The 15,873-nt window shown below is 53.3% G+C and carries 19 protein-coding genes; 4 read left to right on the top strand and 15 right to left on the bottom strand.

Annotated elements, in window-relative coordinates:
- Window positions 1–71: 71 nt before the first annotated feature.
- The 3 genes from WC598_RS09675 to WC598_RS09665 form a co-directional block, all read right to left on the bottom strand.
- Window positions 72–542 (bottom strand): HEAT repeat domain-containing protein, encoded by a 471-nt coding sequence (locus tag WC598_RS09675; RefSeq protein WP_372961291.1) that lies wholly within the window; start codon window positions 540–542, stop codon window positions 72–74.
- A 21-nt stretch (window positions 543–563) separates the two neighbouring features.
- Window positions 564–938 (bottom strand): hypothetical protein, encoded by a 375-nt coding sequence (locus tag WC598_RS09670; protein ID WP_372961290.1) that lies wholly within the window; start codon window positions 936–938, stop codon window positions 564–566.
- 125 nt (window positions 939–1,063) lie between these two features.
- A complete protein-coding gene (locus WC598_RS09665; protein ID WP_372961289.1) occupies window positions 1,064–1,477 on the bottom strand; it encodes a hypothetical protein in 414 nt (137 codons plus the stop codon).
- 172 nt (window positions 1,478–1,649) lie between these two features.
- On the opposite strand from WC598_RS09665, the gene WC598_RS09660 reads away from it, so the two are divergent.
- Both WC598_RS09660 and WC598_RS09655 read left to right on the top strand, forming a co-directional pair.
- On the top strand, window positions 1,650–1,841 hold the full coding sequence (locus WC598_RS09660) for a hypothetical protein (RefSeq protein ID WP_372961288.1): 192 nt from the start codon (window positions 1,650–1,652) through the stop codon (window positions 1,839–1,841).
- Window positions 1,842–2,076: 235 nt separating this feature from the next.
- Window positions 2,077–4,827, top strand: a complete 2,751-nt coding sequence (locus tag WC598_RS09655) for a PAS domain S-box protein (protein ID WP_372961287.1) — start codon at window positions 2,077–2,079, stop codon at window positions 4,825–4,827.
- A 155-nt stretch (window positions 4,828–4,982) separates the two neighbouring features.
- Here WC598_RS09655 and WC598_RS09650 read toward each other — a convergent pair whose 3' ends face one another.
- From WC598_RS09650 to WC598_RS09640, 3 genes are all read right to left on the bottom strand, one after another.
- Complete coding sequence (locus WC598_RS09650; RefSeq protein ID WP_372961286.1) at window positions 4,983–5,792, bottom strand: ABC transporter ATP-binding protein; 810 nt, start codon at window positions 5,790–5,792, stop codon at window positions 4,983–4,985.
- 131 nt (window positions 5,793–5,923) lie between these two features.
- Entirely contained in the window at window positions 5,924–7,663 is a 1,740-nt protein-coding gene (locus tag WC598_RS09645) for an MBL fold metallo-hydrolase (RefSeq protein WP_372961285.1), read from the bottom strand.
- Window positions 7,650–7,982 (bottom strand): STAS domain-containing protein, encoded by a 333-nt coding sequence (locus WC598_RS09640; protein WP_372961284.1) that lies wholly within the window; start codon window positions 7,980–7,982, stop codon window positions 7,650–7,652. Before WC598_RS09640 ends, WC598_RS09645 begins: the two co-directional genes overlap by 14 nt.
- A gap of 391 nt (window positions 7,983–8,373) precedes the next feature.
- Between WC598_RS09640 and WC598_RS09635 the strand changes: the two genes are divergently transcribed.
- Entirely contained in the window at window positions 8,374–8,796 is a 423-nt protein-coding gene (locus WC598_RS09635; RefSeq protein ID WP_372961283.1) for an ATP-binding protein, read from the top strand.
- Between the two features lie 3 nt (window positions 8,797–8,799).
- Here WC598_RS09635 and WC598_RS09630 read toward each other — a convergent pair whose 3' ends face one another.
- The 3 genes from WC598_RS09630 to WC598_RS09620 form a co-directional block, all read right to left on the bottom strand.
- Entirely contained in the window at window positions 8,800–10,107 is a 1,308-nt protein-coding gene (locus tag WC598_RS09630; protein ID WP_372961282.1) for an STAS domain-containing protein, read from the bottom strand.
- 161 nt (window positions 10,108–10,268) lie between these two features.
- On the bottom strand, window positions 10,269–10,796 hold the full coding sequence (locus WC598_RS09625; protein ID WP_372961281.1) for an META domain-containing protein: 528 nt from the start codon (window positions 10,794–10,796) through the stop codon (window positions 10,269–10,271).
- A gap of 264 nt (window positions 10,797–11,060) precedes the next feature.
- On the bottom strand, window positions 11,061–11,594 hold the full coding sequence (locus WC598_RS09620; RefSeq protein WP_372961280.1) for a hypothetical protein: 534 nt from the start codon (window positions 11,592–11,594) through the stop codon (window positions 11,061–11,063).
- Between the two features lie 470 nt (window positions 11,595–12,064).
- Here WC598_RS09620 and WC598_RS09615 point away from each other — a divergent pair, with 470 nt between their 5' ends.
- The gene (locus WC598_RS09615; RefSeq protein WP_372961279.1) at window positions 12,065–12,340 is read left to right on the top strand and encodes a hypothetical protein; all 276 of its coding nucleotides are present in this window, start codon (window positions 12,065–12,067) and stop codon (window positions 12,338–12,340) included.
- Between the two features lie 152 nt (window positions 12,341–12,492).
- Here the strand turns inward: WC598_RS09615 and WC598_RS09610 are convergent, their stop codons facing one another.
- The 6 genes from WC598_RS09610 to WC598_RS09585 form a co-directional block, all read right to left on the bottom strand.
- Window positions 12,493–12,885 carry a HEPN domain-containing protein gene (locus WC598_RS09610; RefSeq protein WP_372961278.1) on the bottom strand — a complete coding sequence of 131 codons (393 nt, stop codon included), beginning with the start codon at window positions 12,883–12,885 and terminating at the stop codon, window positions 12,493–12,495.
- Window positions 12,860–13,204 (bottom strand): nucleotidyltransferase domain-containing protein, encoded by a 345-nt coding sequence (locus WC598_RS09605; RefSeq protein WP_372961277.1) that lies wholly within the window; start codon window positions 13,202–13,204, stop codon window positions 12,860–12,862. Before WC598_RS09605 ends, WC598_RS09610 begins: the two co-directional genes overlap by 26 nt.
- A 534-nt stretch (window positions 13,205–13,738) precedes the next feature.
- Entirely contained in the window at window positions 13,739–13,882 is a 144-nt protein-coding gene (locus WC598_RS09600) for a hypothetical protein (RefSeq protein ID WP_372961276.1), read from the bottom strand.
- Between the two features lie 436 nt (window positions 13,883–14,318).
- Window positions 14,319–14,768: a PIN domain-containing protein gene (locus tag WC598_RS09595; RefSeq protein WP_372961275.1), complete on the bottom strand. Its 450-nt coding sequence runs from the start codon at window positions 14,766–14,768 to the stop codon at window positions 14,319–14,321.
- Complete coding sequence (locus tag WC598_RS09590) at window positions 14,753–14,944, bottom strand: antitoxin family protein (protein WP_372961274.1); 192 nt, start codon at window positions 14,942–14,944, stop codon at window positions 14,753–14,755. Before WC598_RS09590 ends, WC598_RS09595 begins: the two co-directional genes overlap by 16 nt.
- A 336-nt stretch (window positions 14,945–15,280) precedes the next feature.
- A complete protein-coding gene (locus WC598_RS09585) occupies window positions 15,281–15,424 on the bottom strand; it encodes a hypothetical protein (protein ID WP_372961273.1) in 144 nt (47 codons plus the stop codon).
- Window positions 15,425–15,873: the final 449 nt, after the last annotated feature.

The raw sequence follows: 15,873 nt of genomic DNA, 5'->3' as shown, positions 1-15,873 counted from the left end.
TTGCCATAAGATTGCCAAGCCGGGGTGATAAATTTTGGGTGCAGCCGGTCCGGCCCCAAAAAGCCCGGCTTTTATCGCTCCAGCCGTTTGATTGCTGCGGATGCAGCATCCCGCACCTCGGAAAAAGGATCTTCGCGAAGCACCCTCATGAGCGATTCGAGCGCACGCCGGTCTCCAAGCCCGCCCAGCACCTGCGCTGATCCGATTCTGACTTCAAGGTTCCTGTCCTGTAAGCAGGCGATCAGGGGTACGGATGCTGCGGGATCCCCAATCCGCCCGAGACCGGCAACGGCCGCAGCCCGGACTGATGGTTCAGGATCCTCGAGTGCCTGAACGAGGAACGGGACGGCCGCGGAATCGTCAAGCCGGCCGAGTGCAAGAACCACTGCTGCCCGGACCGGTATGCTCCGGTCTTTGAGTGCCGCACCGAGTGGTCCGGCAGCCGCGGGGTTGCCGGATTTCCCGAGAGCCTCTGCTGCTGCAATGCGTTGTTTTGCTGTTGCACCGGTAAGCCCGGGCAGGAGTGGTGCAATGTCTTTCATGCCGGAATAGGGGTGGTGATATCAGTGTTCGCAGGAGGAGCCGGATTCGTAGGCATCAATCACCTTTTTTGCATGCTCCGGGGAGAGGCGGTCGTGGAGAAGGTGGACGAGTGCCTCGACATCTTCAACCGGGAGGCAGCCCATGCTCTCCTCTCCTTTGAGTATCATGTCCGTGATGTACGTGAGTTCCTCGTTGCTGAGCCGGCTGATCCGGCCGATGAAATCATTGCTGTCCTCGGAGAAATGGTTGGAGACCGGGGGAAGGATCGAATGGAAGGAATGTCCTGAACCCGAACAGGTGAGGTCTCCGCATTCCGGTGCAAGTTTCTTGAGAATGGCAATATCTTTTTCCGACAAGTCCCGTGGCATGGTAATAGTCCTAAATAATGTTGGCAAACGCTACGCATATTCCTGCCGATGGATAACCGTACCCGTGGGCTGCCCCTCCAGGAATGCAGTTAAAGAAAAAAGAATATATCTTCGTATTACGGGTTCGAAACGATCGTTCCCGGTAAAAGAGATTAGAAATATTTCGCAAGCCAGCTCTTGATCCCGGCAAAGAACCCGCCACTGCTCTTTGAGCCACCCTTCGAGCCCGAGGAGGTCTTCTTCATGGGACGTGCCTGGTTCGAGGTTCGAGGTTCTATTGTCTGCTTTTCGGGCTTGACAATCGTCCGCTTCTGAGCCGGCATCTCCCGCACGGGAATCTCGCGGAGCGTTCCCTGCGGCTCGTCACCCGTTGACTCAAAACCCCATGCGAATCCGATCTTGTATGACTGTTCGTTCTGCCGGATCCAGTTTGCGGCATTCATATACCCACGGTCTTCAGCCTTTTTGATTGTGTCCTGGTGATCCTGCGTGAAATGGATCTCACGCTGGAGGGCGATTAATTCCTCATAGGCTTTTCCGGGAACCTTGATCTTCTCCCTGCTCATAACTCTTCACATAGGATTATGCTGGGATACAATATTTAATCTTTCCTTATAAATACGCGGAATATGGGGGTTATTTGGTAGCCGGATTGTCCGGAGCGGTCAGAACACGCATCGCACAAGATTGATAAGGATTCCGGCCCATTGTCCTTCATATCAGGTTTGGAGGAAAATCATGGTGAAAGTAACCTATGAAGGAGACGATTTCAAGCGTATGCACAGGACCGACCTGCTTGCCCTGGAGCGGCTTGTCGAAGCAAAGAAGTTTGGCATCCACGAGATCAAGTACAAGGAGACCACAATAAAAGTCGAGATAAAAAAGAAGGGCCTGTCGGATATTGTTGTCAAGCGTTTCCGGCCAATGTGATGGATCGTATTTGCACGCAGTCTCTTTTTCCCTGTTCCGGAATTTTTTTTACGTGAGTGAAACGATATCAGGAACACGCCTCAAAAACGAAATGCCATCATGCGTTTATGGAGGCTGCTCTTTCCTGCGGAGGGGCATTCATCAAAGGTTTTTATAAAAAATTCAGGTAATCTCTCCTTGTCGCCCGACGAAAAAAACACAACGATTATCCCTGATCGGATGCCTATTGTCTTGAATGATCTCCGTCCTGTACGTGGATGACGAGCCCGTTCTTCTCGATCTCTGCCGTATTTTTCTGGAACGGACAGGGGAGTTCAGTGTAGATATCCTTGAATCTGCAACCGGTGTTCCGGGGCTCCTTGAAACAAAACACTACGACGCCGTCATTGCCGACTACCAGATGCCGGAGATGGACGGGATCACTCTTTTAAAAATCGTCCGCACCCGTTTTGGGGATATCCCGTTCATCCTCTTTACCGGTCGGGGCCGGGAGGAGATTGTGATCGAGGCCCTCAACAGCGGGGCTGATTTTTATCTCCAGAAAGGGGGGGATGCCGGAGCCCAGTTCACGGAACTGGCCCATAAAGTGCGCCAGGCAGTTGGCAAACGGAGAGCTGAATGCGATCTGCGGACATCGGAAAAACGACTGTTTGATATCATCAACTTCCTCCCGGACCCCACGTTTGCTATCAACCGTGAAGGGCAGGTGATTGCCTGGAACCGGGCAATGGAAGGACTTTCCGGGGTTTCCTCAACAGATATTCTCGGGAAAGGCGATTACGAGTATTCCATTCCGTTTTACGGTCACCGCAGGCCCATTCTCATCGATCTGATATCGGCGAGTGAAGAGCACATAATGGAGCATTATTCCGGCATTATCCGGGAAAAAGACGTTCTCATTGCTGAAACAGACCTGCCCCATCCCGGTGGTCACCCGATAATTGTCATGGGAAAGGCAAGCCCCCTTTACAATACAGAGGGAGAGATTACCGGGGCAATCGAATCGATCCGGGACATCACCCCGCGGAAAAAAGCCGAGGACGAACTGCGATCTGCTTACGAAGAGGTAGCCGCTGCTGAAGAAGAACTCAGGGAACAGTTCGATTCCCTTGCACAGAACCAGAAGGAACTCCGGGAAAGCGAGGCCCGTTTCCGCCTGCTCTCGGAAACAACCACTGCCAGTATTTTTGTCTTCCGGCAAAAGATCCTGTACGTTAACCCCGCAGCCGGGATCCTGACTGGCTATTCTCCGGAAGAACTGGTGGGAATGCCGTTCTGGGAATTTGTGCATCCCGGGTTTTCGGAAAAGGTGAAAGAGCGGGGTCTGGAGATGCTGAAACGTGAGGAAAGATCCTCTCACGAGATAGTCAGGATCGTAAGGAAAGATGGGGAGATGCGCTGGGTGGATGCATCCACTACACAGATCCTGTATGATGGTATTCCGGCCGTCCTTAGCGTTCAGGTGGATATTACCGAGCGCAAACAGGATACGGACCGGCTTTTCCGTTTGTATGAGACTTTTCACCGTTTCGGTCCCGATCCCTTAAAAAATATTGACATGATCACTGCACTTGCAGGCGAGCTTCTTCACGGGACCTGTGCATACTATTACCGGCGGGACAGCCGGTGCGGACGGAAATGCATCGGGAGCTGGAATCTCCCCGACGGATTTACTGATGACGACTCGCTGGGGAGCCGGATATTTGTAGATGTAATCCGGCAGGGCAAGGACAACCCGGTTGTGATAACCGACATGGGAAATTCAGCCTTTGCACAAGACAGTGCAGACCTCGGACGATTCCCGTTTGCAACCTATGTGGGAAAAACGGTCCGGATAGGCAACGATTACTATGGGGTCCTCTCGGTGTTATACCAGGATGTGTTTTCCCCGGGCGAACGGGACCTTGAATTTTTATCTATCCTGGCCAATGCCATTGCTATCGAGGATGAACGCTGGCAGGCGCAGGAAGCGCTCAGGGACAGCATGGAGAAATACCGGGGACTTTTTGAACTCGGCAGTGAAGCCATATTCCTGATCGATAACGAGACCGGCTGGCTGCTTGAAGCCAACGAAGCAGCAACAGAAATGTACGGGTACAGCCACGAAGAGCTGCTCACCATGAAAAACACGGATCTTTCCGCGGAACCGGAAAAGACAAGGGAGGTTACAACAAAGTCCGTTACCGGGAGTGTCTCGATTCCTCTCCGCTACCACAGGAAGAAAGACGGGATGGTTTTTCCCGTTGAGATCAACGGGCGCTTTTTTACCTGGGAAGGGCGGCATGTTCACGTTGCTGCAAGTCACGACATAACCGACAGGAAGCAGGGAGAAGAAGCGCTGCGCCGCGCCAACAAGAAACTCAACCTCCTCAACAGCATCACGCGGCACGATGTCGTGAACCAGCTCACCGTCCTCCAGGGATATTCACAGCTTGCGCTTCTCCGTGGTCCCGACCCGGTTGTCAAGGATTTCCTTGCAAAAATTGACGCTGTAAGCGACACCATTGCCCGGCAGATCGCGTTTACCGGCATGTACCAGGAGCTGGGCGTGCAGGCCCCCTGCTGGCAGAACCTCAACGAGGTCCTCTCCCGGGTCCGGCCAAAAGAGATCCTCTTCTCGTCATCCTGTGGCATGACAGAGATCTATGCCGATCCCATGCTCGAAAAAGTTTTTGCCAACCTGTTTGACAATGCACTCCGGCACGGGGAGCGGGTGTCCCGGATCACGATCTCCTGTGAGCCGGAGGATGAAGATCTCAGGATTTACGTTGAGGATAACGGGGTCGGGATTCCCCTTGACATTAAACCGAAGATCTTCCAGAAGGGGTTTGGCAAGCACACCGGTTTTGGCCTGTTCCTCGTACGGGAGATCCTTGCCATTACCGGCATCTCCATCCACGAGACCGGTAAACACGGGAATGGCGCACGGTTCGAGATTACCGTGCCCAAAGGAGGGTTCCGACAGGAAAAGACCATGCAGCCGTAACGGGCAGTCAGTTTTCCGGATCCTGGCGGCTTTTGCCCTTCCGTACAATGCTGGTATACGGACCGTTTCCCGTCCGGTGCCATTGGGATTTTCCTGTGATGGCAGTTGTGGTTTGAGGAAAAACGGATTATGCCCATTCAGCATAATCTCCCGCATCAGTACCCGGCCGCGTAATAATACCCGCCCGATTCAATAACCTCAAGCGGCACGGAGAACAGGTTTCCAATCGCGTGCCCCGTCAGCAGATCTGTTTTTTTGCCATCATTCACAATCCGGCCTTCTTTCATCAGGACAACCCTTGAGATCTCCGGTATGATATCATGGAGATTGTGGGTGATCAGGATAATTCCGGTTCCCGACTGGGCGATCTTCCGTATGGTCTTCCGGAACGTGTGGAGGGAATGCAGGTCGAGACTGTTGGCAGGCTCGTCCAGGATGAGTGTTCTGGGATTGTTAACCAGCGCCCGCCCGATCAGGAAACGCCGGGCTTCCCCGGAGGACATGTCGGTCATGAGACGATCCTTGAGATGGTCGATCTCAAGGAATGTGCAGATGGCATCGGCCTTCCCCGACATTGCAGGCGAGATCTCCTGGTTGAAGAGCCCCACGCTTGAGAAGAAACCGGAAAGGATCACCTCCCTGCCGCTCATCTCCCGGTTGAACGTGATCTGCAGATCGTTTGAGACGATGCCAATTGTTGAACGGAGTTCAAAGACATCCCAGACATCCCGGCCCCGGATCCGGAAGACCACCCGCTCATCCGACACAACCGGATACAGTTCGCGGGTAATGGTCCTGACAAGGGAGGATTTACCGGCGCCGTTGGGCCCGAGAATCGCAACATTCTCACCTTCCGCAATGGTGATGGAGATGCGGTCGAGGGCAGGATTGTTGTCCCGGAAGACGGTGATGTTCTCGAACTCGATTAAGGGATGTGGGTTTTGTTTGGGGTGCAGGGTCATCATCGGGATTCCATGGCATGTATATCCGGGTTTATGGTGCCGTACTCTCTAGTACTGTAATGACAGCAGCTCATGTTGTAATTTCTGGTGGACGTGTAATAAAAATAAAACAACCGTTCCTGCATACGACCTGCCTATGCGTAACTGGTGGTAACAACGAATTTGCGGAGATTATCCGCGTCGGTGATAGCAAGCCGGCCCCCCGCCCGCTCACAAAGCCGCTCCAAAAATCTCCATGTCTTCCGGGCCCCCGGTTCATCCGGTGAATCCGTGTCAGCCGATATCATGACCGAGGCCTCGTTTCCGGACCGCTCCACCGTCATCGTGATCCGATGAGACCCGGTGCCGACAAGTTCTTCGAGAATATATGTCAGGAGATCCGAAAAGAGCTCCCGGTCCACGAGCGCAGATACCGGCTCATCCCCTGCATCAAGAATGAGATCGATCTCCTCCAGGAGTGGGCGTGTCCCAACCCGGGCAAGGAGCATATCCAGAAATGCTGCATCGTCATCTGCCGAGGCAAACATCTCCTCATCGGAAGACATGGATACGGACAGGCCGGTAACGAGGGCTTTTACCAGCGGCGTGAGCTCGCACACGGCAAGATCGCTTGGGGGGCAGAACCCGCGCAGCATGGTTGTATAATCGGAGAGCAGCCGGCTTGCCCGCTGCACAAACGAGGGATCGATGAGCCGTGCAAGTTCATCCCTCCTGAATGCCCGGTCCAGTCTGGCAATCACCTGGCCGGCTTTCAGGGCAAGGTGTATCGAGACATTATCATGCCGGTGGTGCTCATCGGCAAAATCCTTGAATGCCTCGAGGAGTTCATCGATTGCATCGCCATTGAACTGGGCAGACATCCGCTCGGCAATTTCCGGCTCTCCCAGTTCGTCCATGACATACGAGACATAATAGAGGCGGCCTGCCATGATCGTGAAGAGCTCGTTGACCTGATCCATACAGTCCTCGGCAAACGCAGCGGCATCTTCTGCCCGCTCACGGTTCAGCTCGGCAATGTTCGAGAGGGCAAGCGCATCGTTCCTGACAGCAGAGAGCATACGGTCTGCGTCCTGTGCAGGAATGACCCGGCCATGGCCCGGACAGACAAACCGTATCCCTCCGCCCATGAGTATTTCATGAATTCCCGCAAGCGACCGGATCAGGTCTTCCTGCGACCACCCGCGCAGCCCGGCAATGCCGGGATTTGCTGCAAAGAGGATATCCCCGATGAACAGCAGCTCACCGAAACGGATGCAGATGCTGTCCGGGCTGTGACCCGGGGTGTGATAGACCTCGAGACCGGGCCCGGCACCAAACGTGATCCGCTCGCGGACAAGCTCTGTTCCGGGCTCCGCCCCCACCCGGTCCTGCACCACCGTGACCTCCGCTCCGTTTGAAAATGCAAGGGAGACCGGGGCGCCGGAAACGTCTGCCCGCTGCCGTGTCAGAAGACGGAACCCGGTCTTCATGGGCAGCTGGGTGATCCCGAGCAGGTCTGCCTGCGTCAGCATCCCGTCACCCCGTTCAAGGGCATCAGCGCCCGATTCCTGGACGGAAAAGACCGCACTTACCGAGGAGGCAACGGCAGGCAGGTGTTGTGCGCCGATGAAGTGATCGATATGGGCGTGGGTGAGGAAAACAAAAAGCGGGCGATCGCGTTCAGAGCGGCATTCACCGACAACATCCAGCAGGTTTTCGGCCTGCTCGGTGAGCCCCCCGGGATCGATGAGAAGGATAACATCCGGGGTCTGGATGACATACGAGTTGGAAGAGATGGTGTCGATCTTCCGGATAAACGGGAAAATTACCGATTCGGCAGCCCCAAAAACCGGCTGCCACTGGTGGGAGATGAGCTGGTCGTTACCAGCCGTCAAGGGCCTCTCCCTCAGATGAATAGATGGAAAAGATCGAGGTGAACCCGGCAAGTTTGAGGATTTTATGGACTTCCGGACTTAAGCTGGAGAGCCCGAACCTGTCGTCGGGATTTTTGAGTTTCTTTGCGGTAGCAAGGAGCACCCGGAGGCCTCCGCTGCTGATATAACTGACTCCTGAAAAATTCAGCAGGATCCTCCGGTGCCCGAGATCGATATCCTTGTTTATTGCCTGTTCAAGCGTCGGGGCTGTTGCCGTATCAACCCTTCCCGATACGGAAAGAATTGTTCCGCGTTCCTGCGTTGCCGATGTAATTTCCACGCGAATCCCTCTGGTACCGTTAGCCGGTAGTATTCTCTCCAATGTCAGCGTTTAAAAAAGATAATCCTATCCATTCAGGGTCCCGGGAAAAAAATGATCTGTCCCGGTTGGTCATTATTAATATCAGTGGTGCCAAATGCGTTATAGAAAATATCATGACTGCCGAGATGCGTTCAGCGTTGCCCATGCCTCCTGATGGTTCACCGGGGCAGATGCATACCTCACGGCACGGGGCTGGATTGTCCGGGATGAGCCGGACGATTATATGCCCCTGCGCAGTCACGCCAGGGAAATCCACGTCACCTTTCCCCGGCGCGCGAACGTGTTCCGGCAGGAATTATGCCCGGGCCCCTGCTATCCTCCCTACGTACAGAAAGGCTGCGTGATCCCAATGGACAAGGAATTCGCTCTTACGATCAAGCCGGATCTCAATGAGATTGACGCGATCTCTTCTGCGCTTGATGAGGTTATGAAAAAACATGCCTTCAGCGAAGAGGAGATTCTCGATACCCAGCTTGCCGTGGAAGAAGCGGTTACAAACGTCATCGTGCACGGGTACGATGGCAGGGACGGCGAGATCGGGGTAACGATACGGGCAACACGGGGTATCGTTGAGATCCAGATCGAGGATTCCGCCCTGCCCTTTGACCCTCTTACCCTTCCCGAACCCGACCTGACCGGCGATATCGATGAGCGCAGGATAGGGGGTCTTGGCATCTTTTTGATCCGGCAGGTTATGGACGAGATCGTGTACCGGTACGAGAACGAAAAAAATATTCTTGTTATGGTCAAGCGCAAGCCGGCGGGCGCCTGAACCTCAGATCTCCCGTGCTATCTCGTGGATATAGGATATTCCAATCTTCGCTTTCTTCAGCCGGGTGGAATCGAGCAGGTGGCGCATGTCAACGAATTCTCCCTCGCTGACAATCTTTTTTACCTGGGTGTTGAGGTCAAGGGACGGGTCATACGGGATATTCCTGAAAACAACCCCGTGATTGTGGAGGTACATCTGTTTTTCAGCACCCTTGTTTAAGGGGTTGGAATAATAGAGGGCGGAGAGATCTTCCTGCCGGAAAAACGAGAGATCGTGCATGAGATCGATCCCTATCCCGAAACTGACAACCGTGTCGCCTTTGTAAGGGGATACGGTCCCGGAGGCCATCCATTCGTGGACATGGGCCGGGGCCATGATCGATGCCCCGTCCTGTGGTGCCGAGGAGGCGATGGGGGCTTTTTTCAGACCGGAGCTGGCCAGTCCATCAATTACTCCCCAGATGGTTACGGCAACCACGCCATGATAACTCCGGACCCGCTCCCGCGCCGAGGAGAAGATGATCCGGTAAATATCCGCTATTGACACACCCCGGGCATCTATGGCATCCAGCGTCAGGTATTCATTGAAGGGACCATCGAGCGTGATGTTATACCCGGTATAAACCGGGACGTCCCCCCCGCTGTCAAGGGGAGTCAGGAAATCCGGGGTACTGTTGCCATCGGTCGGGAGCCAGACCATGGAGCCGTGGAGGGTGATCATCTCCCCGAGGAGCTTCATGGCATCCGCTTTGTCGGATCCAAGGGCGCCAAGACCAAGGGAATAGGTGACCTCAGAGAACTTCTTTTCCCGGATATCGGACTCGGTAATTTGGGAGAAAAGGACTTTATTGAGATCTCCCATCACCCGGAGTACCGGGGGGGTGGTCATCCACCCGGGCTCGATTGTCATGTTCACACCCTCCCCTACAATTTTCTTGTAAAAGATCTCGTTGAAGAGCGAGGGGTTCTTCCGGTTTTTGATGATGTCGCTGACGGCGTCTTGTGCGGTCGGGTAGATCTCAAATACCGTGGTGAAGCCTGCCATCTCGAGAACTTTTCTCGGGTATTCCCCGAGACCGGACAAGGCAAATCTGCCGCTCCTGCGTTTCATCTCCCGCTTTAAGCTGTTGAAGCTCCGGATCCCGCCGCTGCTCAGGTATGGTGAGCCGGCCAGGTCGAGGACAAGTTCTTTGTCATCGTCGCTCAACGCTTCCCGTGCCCAGTCATCCATCTGCCGGGCACCAAAAGCATCGAGTCTTCCGCTCACAAAAAAGATCAGTACTCCCTCTTTTCTCTCGCTCCTGGCTTCCATGACCAAACGTCTCCGGATGAAGTATTACTTGTCAGGCATTTTTAACCTTGGGGTACTGTGCAGGTGTCCACGGGTAAAGGTGATCTTCTGTCACATGCCCCGAAAAAGGAATGGGGGGCAGGTTGCTGGCCCGTCACACCGTGGGATACCCCCATCCCTGTTCAGGACGGGAGGGTAGTATAGGCAAGAACCGGCTTTCCGGTCTTGTTATACAGTTTCAGTGCCTCGTCGGTTACCCGGAACTCGGTTGTTGTGTTGAGGTTTTCGAGATACAATGTTTCACGCTCCATCACGCCTGGTTCCGGGCAATATTTCCGCGAGGTTGCCGGGGTGGTGATCGTGATGGCATAATTGTGCGTGGTGTACGTTGCGCGGTACTCATTGCAGCCGGCAAAACCGCTGAGCATCCCGTCACGGGTGAACCGTACGGTGATGCCTGTGTCTCCTGTTGGCTCCATCCCCCCGCTCGTGTTCGCGATTGACTGGAGTTGCCAGCCCGTCCGGGTAATGGTTGTTCCGGCAGAGGACTGCATTGCCGGGACATTTACGAATACCACCAGGAAGATGAGGATCCCCATGAGGAGAATGGCAAAATAAAAAAACCACCCTCTCTTCTGCGGCTCCTGGCATGGGTTGTCCGTGTCCTGTGGCAGGTCGGGATCGGAGTCGATTTCGGGCTCATCGGTCATACCCAGTATTTGGCCGGAAAGAGATTAACCGTTCTCTCGCCGCAAAAGAATGGCGCGACAGCAACCCGGATAAAAAAGGGAATATCCGTAATTATGCTGATATCCCGCAGCTTCAGTACTTCACTCATTTCAGAATGGATCAATAACCCCAAATTTTCCTGCACATTCCGAATCCGGATTATGGCCCAGGGTGGTGTCCGGGGACCCGATCGGGTACGAGATGATACAAAGTTTGACCAAAAAAACACTCCTTACAGAACATCGCTAAAGGGAAAAACTAATGCACCGCAATTTGACCGGTTTTGGATTTTCGCCACGAATTACGAGAATAATTTCCGTGGTGGACAAAATGGTCCCCTTTTTGTGTTCACCACCGAACCCTGAGGGGGAAATAAGCCCATTTCTATCCCGGATTGAGGTGCGAGAATGTATGTCTGATGACAGGGCGGTTTTTATCCCATACGGTGTGGGATAATTAAAGAAGTACTGAGCTTGTCTGCCTCTCGAATCCTGAGAATCTCGGGAGCACATTTCATAATCGAAGACATTCCCCAGCCTGACCGGCTGGTAAAACTGAATGCAATCGCGATCCACCAGATGACCCTGCTCACGCAGGACGCGACGGCCCGGCTGATCGGGGGGGATTGTAAAGCCGGTGTTCTGTTCCGGTACTGGTGTGCCGGGTTTTGTTGTGATCGGGCCCGTCACCGGATTACCCGGTATTTCACCCAATTTCACAACGCAGAATCCCCCCACACCGACATGAAACCCCCCAGCCAAAACAGGTGTTCCTTTCATTTTCCCGCACTATTGCCCGATTGGAGAGGAGATCGGCCAGCCAATTGCGTCTATTTGCGCACTTTTGGCCTACGGGGTAATTTTCCCAATCCGGGCGTTTTAAGGGCGATTCAAAATGAATTTACATCCATTTTTCCCCAATTACGCACACCGGACCGGCCCGGGGGGGTTCCCTCCGAGGCTCTTACGTCGGAGAATGAGAGTTTGCGGAGTGCATCTTCCCATGGGTATTCCGCAGGGATGATCTCCGGCGTGAAATCCCCTTCTCCGTCGTAGATGATCATCCGGACCCCCTGTTTGTGAAAAACCGCCAGGTGGATCGTACGAAACAGGGGGTCGGCGGATCCGAATCCGGGCGCTTATCGGGCTCCGTTCCGGAAAAATGGGGAATCCGGGGGAGTATCGGGGCCGGATTGGGGATGATCTTCAATTAGGAAAATGGGGGTTTCGGGAGGAGGTTTATGACGTGATTGGTGGGGATCCGGTGCAAGGGTTTTCCTTATGGCCGTGCCGGGAATTTTTTTGATAATTTTTCTGAAAAGCTTTTAGAATTTTTTTGTTGTGGAAAAAAATGGGAAAAAACTACAGGGCCCGGTGAATTATTTTTTATTGAGAGATCCTGGGAGCTCACACTTATTTTTGCTGATGCGCCAGGGGATCTTCAAAATATTTTACTTAGGCGCCGGGGCCTTGTGGTTCCTGCTAAAGGGAGGGATACTCACCCCCCCGTGGGTGGCGGGGAATAACACTCAACATGATGGCGGGACCGGGCCTCAGGCCTTGTATTTGCGAGGGCAGCAAACACCGGGTGCTCGTCAACCGCTTGAGATTATCCGGCGATCGTGAGGCTTATCCGGATAAAAACTGCGGGGGCTGGTGCGTCCCCCGGTTTTTCCCGTCATTCAACCAGTTTTTCTGCCCACGAGAGAACACCCTGCGCAAACCTGATCGCTTCGGTATATTCTTCTTTGGTTACCGGAGTGGCGGTTCCCGGGTACCTCGTATCTGAAGCATATGAGGTAAGGGTCACAGCACACCATAGAGGTTCAGGAATTGTGAGGCTGTGCTGTTCAAGTCCCGAGAGAAGGGCATTGATATCATGAGTGTAAGGATAGGGGATTTTCCGGCTTACAAAAACAGCCTTAAGCGCTTTTTCTGCGGCCTGCTGGGCCTGGAAACAGAGATCTTCGTAGAGAACCCCCGGTGTCTTTGTTGAGGCAAGGGTAAGGGAACTCCGGGCCCGGGTAAGCCATTCTTCCGGGTTATCAGGCGACCGTCTTCTTCCGCTCATACATGACCCTGCCTTCCCGCACCGCGGGATATACAACACTGAATGGGGAATTTTTGCAATCCTCCACCTGCTGCGGTGTGACGATGACGAGATCGATTGACCGGGCGATACCCCGCATCCGCTGGTAGATTATTCCCGCGATTTTGCGTGCATTGTACCTGCCGGCCTTTATCACCAGAAAGTCAAGATCACTGTTCGGCCCGGTGGTTCCTCTCGCCGTGGAGCCGAAGAGGAGAACCTGTTCCGGATGGGAGGCCTCAACAATCCGGTTGACGATTTCCTCGATTTCGATCTCTTTGAGGGATGTTGTCTTCTGCATATATTCACCGGACCCAGGATCATATCCCTCATCAAGGTATTCGGCAATCCTGCCTTTGATGAGTTCTTTTACGCTGTATGGTATCTTTGTCCGGTATTATTATAGGGTTTGCGTACAACCCGGGTGCCGGGTTTTCCTTGTGGCCGGGCCGGGAAGTTTTTTCTTAAAAAAAATTCCGGCAGGAGGCCGGTAAATTATTTCGTTGAGACAGCATGCGGCTCTTAAAAAATATTTGCTGATGGATCGAACCAGTGCAGCGGACCAGTCGCGGGCACCAGATCCGTCATAGATATCCAGCCTGTCAGGGATCAGCTGACCCGTCTCCGGGTTAAAGGGATTTTCATGCCTTTTCACGAGGGAGAATCCCCCCGCCAAAACAGGTGTTCCTTTCATTTTCACGCACCATTGCCCGATTGGAAAGGAGAACGGCCAGCCAATTGCGCTTATTTGCGCACTTTTGACCTCCGGGGTAATTTTCCCGATCCGGGCATATTAAGGGCGATTCAAAATGAATTTACATCCATTTTCCCCCAATTACGCACACCGGACCGGCCCGGGGGGGTTTCCCGGCCGGGCTCTTACGTCGGAGAATGAGGGTTCGCGGAGTGCATCTTCCCGGGGGTATTTTGCAGGGATGGTCTCCGGCGTGAAATCCCCGTCTCCGACGTAAATGATCATCCGGACCCCCTGTTTGTGAAAAACCGCCAGGTGGATCGTATGAAACAGGGGGTCGGCGGATCCGAATCCGGGCGCGTATCGGGCTCCGTTCCGGAAAAATGGGGGATCGGGGCTCGTATCGGGGCCGGATTGGGGATGGTGTGAACTCGGGAAATGGGGGATCCGGGAGGAGGTTTATGACGTGATTGGTGGGGATCCGGTGCAAGGGTTTTCCTTATGGCCGGGCCGGGAATTTTTTTGATAATTTTTCTGAAAAGTTTTTTAGAATTTTTTTATTGTGGAAAAAATATGGGAAAAAACTACAGGGTCCGGTGATTTATTTTTTTATTGAGAGATCCTGGGAGCTCACACTTATTTTTGCTGATGCGTGGGGATCTTCAAAATATTTTACTTGGGCGACGGGGTCTTTGGGATCGCTGAAGCAGACGAATGTATTTCAGATTTTCACACGAACGGGATCTTTGATCTTTGAAAAATCCCGATCGAATGTAGCAATCTTAGGAATTGCATGCTCCCTGCATGTGGCGACAATCAGTGCATCATTGGGGAGGAGTGCGTGGGTGCGGGCGATCTCGGTAATCGCAGAAAGGTTCGATGAATCGGGAACGATTACGAGCCCGGAGAATACTTCATTCAGATGACGGATGAATTCGTCCGCAAACACATATCCTTCATCGCGGATGTGCTCCTTGAGTTTCGCCGTGCCGGTAATACCGAACTCATCTTCGGCAATGAGCCGAAGCCCTACAAAGAAGGCTTCTTCATAGACCGACATGCTTGCAGCACAGGTACCCGGGACGGACGTGAATAAATCCCGGGCCTTCCGTGTCGTATCGGTCTCTATGATCAGCGGGATAATAAAAGAAGTATCTAGGAAGAGGTCCATGACTCATCCCGGAGAGCACCGATGCGTTCTGAGGTAAGTTTTTTCTTGAGCCGTATGGGCTCGAAGCTGAGCTTCTTCTCGATGGTCACCAGGATCCGCTCACCTTCCCGGAGCTGGATCTTTCCTAACGGTTTGAGAACATTGTCCTCATAGATGCATTCAATTGCCTTGACCATGACAATTCCCCCAATGTATACTGGGATCTTGGACGGGAATTATAATAGGGTTTGTGTACGGGGAACCGTTGTATTCCGACATTCCATGCATTTTAAAAAAAAGGGGTGAGCATATTCTTCCAACCGGATTCTCCATCAGAGAGTCACCCCTCCCGGACATAAAAAACCCCCCGCCAAAACAGGTGTTCCTTTCATTTTCCCGTACCATGGCCCGATTGGAACGGAGATCGACCAGCCAATTGCGCCTATTTGCGCACTTTTAACCTCCGGGGTAATTTTCCAGATCCGGGCATTTTAAGGGCGATTTAAAATGAATTTACATCCATTTTCCCCCAATTACGCACACCGGGCCGGGTCCGGGGGGTTCCCCAACAGGGCCCTTACGTCGGAGAATGAGGGTTCGCGGAGTGCATCTTCCCGAAGGCATTCCGCAGGGATATTCTCCGGCGTGAAATCCCCATCTCCGACGTAAATGATCATCCGGACCCCCTGTTTGTGAAAAACCGCCAGGTGGATCGTACGAAACAGGGGGTCGGCGGATCCGAATCCGGGGGTGTATCGGGCTCCGTTCCGGAAAAATGGGGAATCGGGGGGCTTATAGGGGCCGGATTGGGGATGGAGTGAAATGCGAATCTGATGTAGGGTCGCTGACGGTCGCGGGGGTTTTGCCGGTTAGAGTTGTGTAAGCGGCCGGCAACATTTTCCTGGAAAATTTTGAATGATTCCGGTTTACTCCGGCAACGGGAAAATTTATTCCGGAATTTTTTTTGAAAATTAAAAAATTGAAACGCGAAAGAGTATTTTGGGTAGTGTCTCTATATTGCTGTAAAATCCGAAGCCTCAGTATCCAAAGAGATCATCTCGCTCTTCAAAGATAAATACCGGCTACCGGTAATCCATTCTTCATTAATATCGATAAGAATAGACCC

The sequence above is a fragment of the Methanoregula sp. genome, assembly GCF_041645475.1.
Lineage (GTDB): Archaea > Halobacteriota > Methanomicrobia > Methanomicrobiales > Methanospirillaceae > Methanoregula.
The sequence above is the reverse complement of the archived record's forward strand: the minus strand, read 5'-3'. Positions and strand labels throughout refer to the sequence as shown.

Bases quoted from the DNA above. Each gene is read 5' to 3' on its own strand.
- WC598_RS09595 (WP_372961275.1), bottom strand. From the start codon at position 14,768: ATGGACCTCTTCCTAGATACTTCTTTTATTATCCCGCTGATCATAGAG.
- WC598_RS09590 (WP_372961274.1), bottom strand. From the start codon at position 14,944: ATGGTCAAGGCAATTGAATGCATCTATGAGGACAATGTTCTCAAACCG.
- WC598_RS09610 (WP_372961278.1), bottom strand. From the start codon at position 12,885: ATGAGCGGAAGAAGACGGTCGCCTGATAACCCGGAAGAATGGCTTACC.
- WC598_RS09620 (WP_372961280.1), bottom strand. From the start codon at position 11,594: ATGAAAGGAACACCTGTTTTGGCTGGGGGGTTTCATGTCGGTGTGGGG.
- WC598_RS09650 (WP_372961286.1), bottom strand. From the start codon at position 5,792: ATGATGACCCTGCACCCCAAACAAAACCCACATCCCTTAATCGAGTTC.
- WC598_RS09675 (WP_372961291.1), bottom strand. From the start codon at position 542: ATGAAAGACATTGCACCACTCCTGCCCGGGCTTACCGGTGCAACAGCA.
- WC598_RS09585 (WP_372961273.1), bottom strand. From the start codon at position 15,424: ATGATCATTTACGTCGGAGATGGGGATTTCACGCCGGAGAATATCCCT.
- WC598_RS09655 (WP_372961287.1), top strand. From the start codon at position 2,077: ATGATCTCCGTCCTGTACGTGGATGACGAGCCCGTTCTTCTCGATCTC.
- WC598_RS09660 (WP_372961288.1), top strand. From the start codon at position 1,650: ATGGTGAAAGTAACCTATGAAGGAGACGATTTCAAGCGTATGCACAGG.
- WC598_RS09635 (WP_372961283.1), top strand. From the start codon at position 8,374: ATGGACAAGGAATTCGCTCTTACGATCAAGCCGGATCTCAATGAGATT.
- WC598_RS09625 (WP_372961281.1), bottom strand. From the start codon at position 10,796: ATGACCGATGAGCCCGAAATCGACTCCGATCCCGACCTGCCACAGGAC.
- WC598_RS09665 (WP_372961289.1), bottom strand. From the start codon at position 1,477: ATGAGCAGGGAGAAGATCAAGGTTCCCGGAAAAGCCTATGAGGAATTA.
- WC598_RS09605 (WP_372961277.1), bottom strand. From the start codon at position 13,204: ATGCAGAAGACAACATCCCTCAAAGAGATCGAAATCGAGGAAATCGTC.
- WC598_RS09600 (WP_372961276.1), bottom strand. From the start codon at position 13,882: ATGATCATTTACGTCGGAGACGGGGATTTCACGCCGGAGACCATCCCT.
- WC598_RS09630 (WP_372961282.1), bottom strand. From the start codon at position 10,107: ATGGAAGCCAGGAGCGAGAGAAAAGAGGGAGTACTGATCTTTTTTGTG.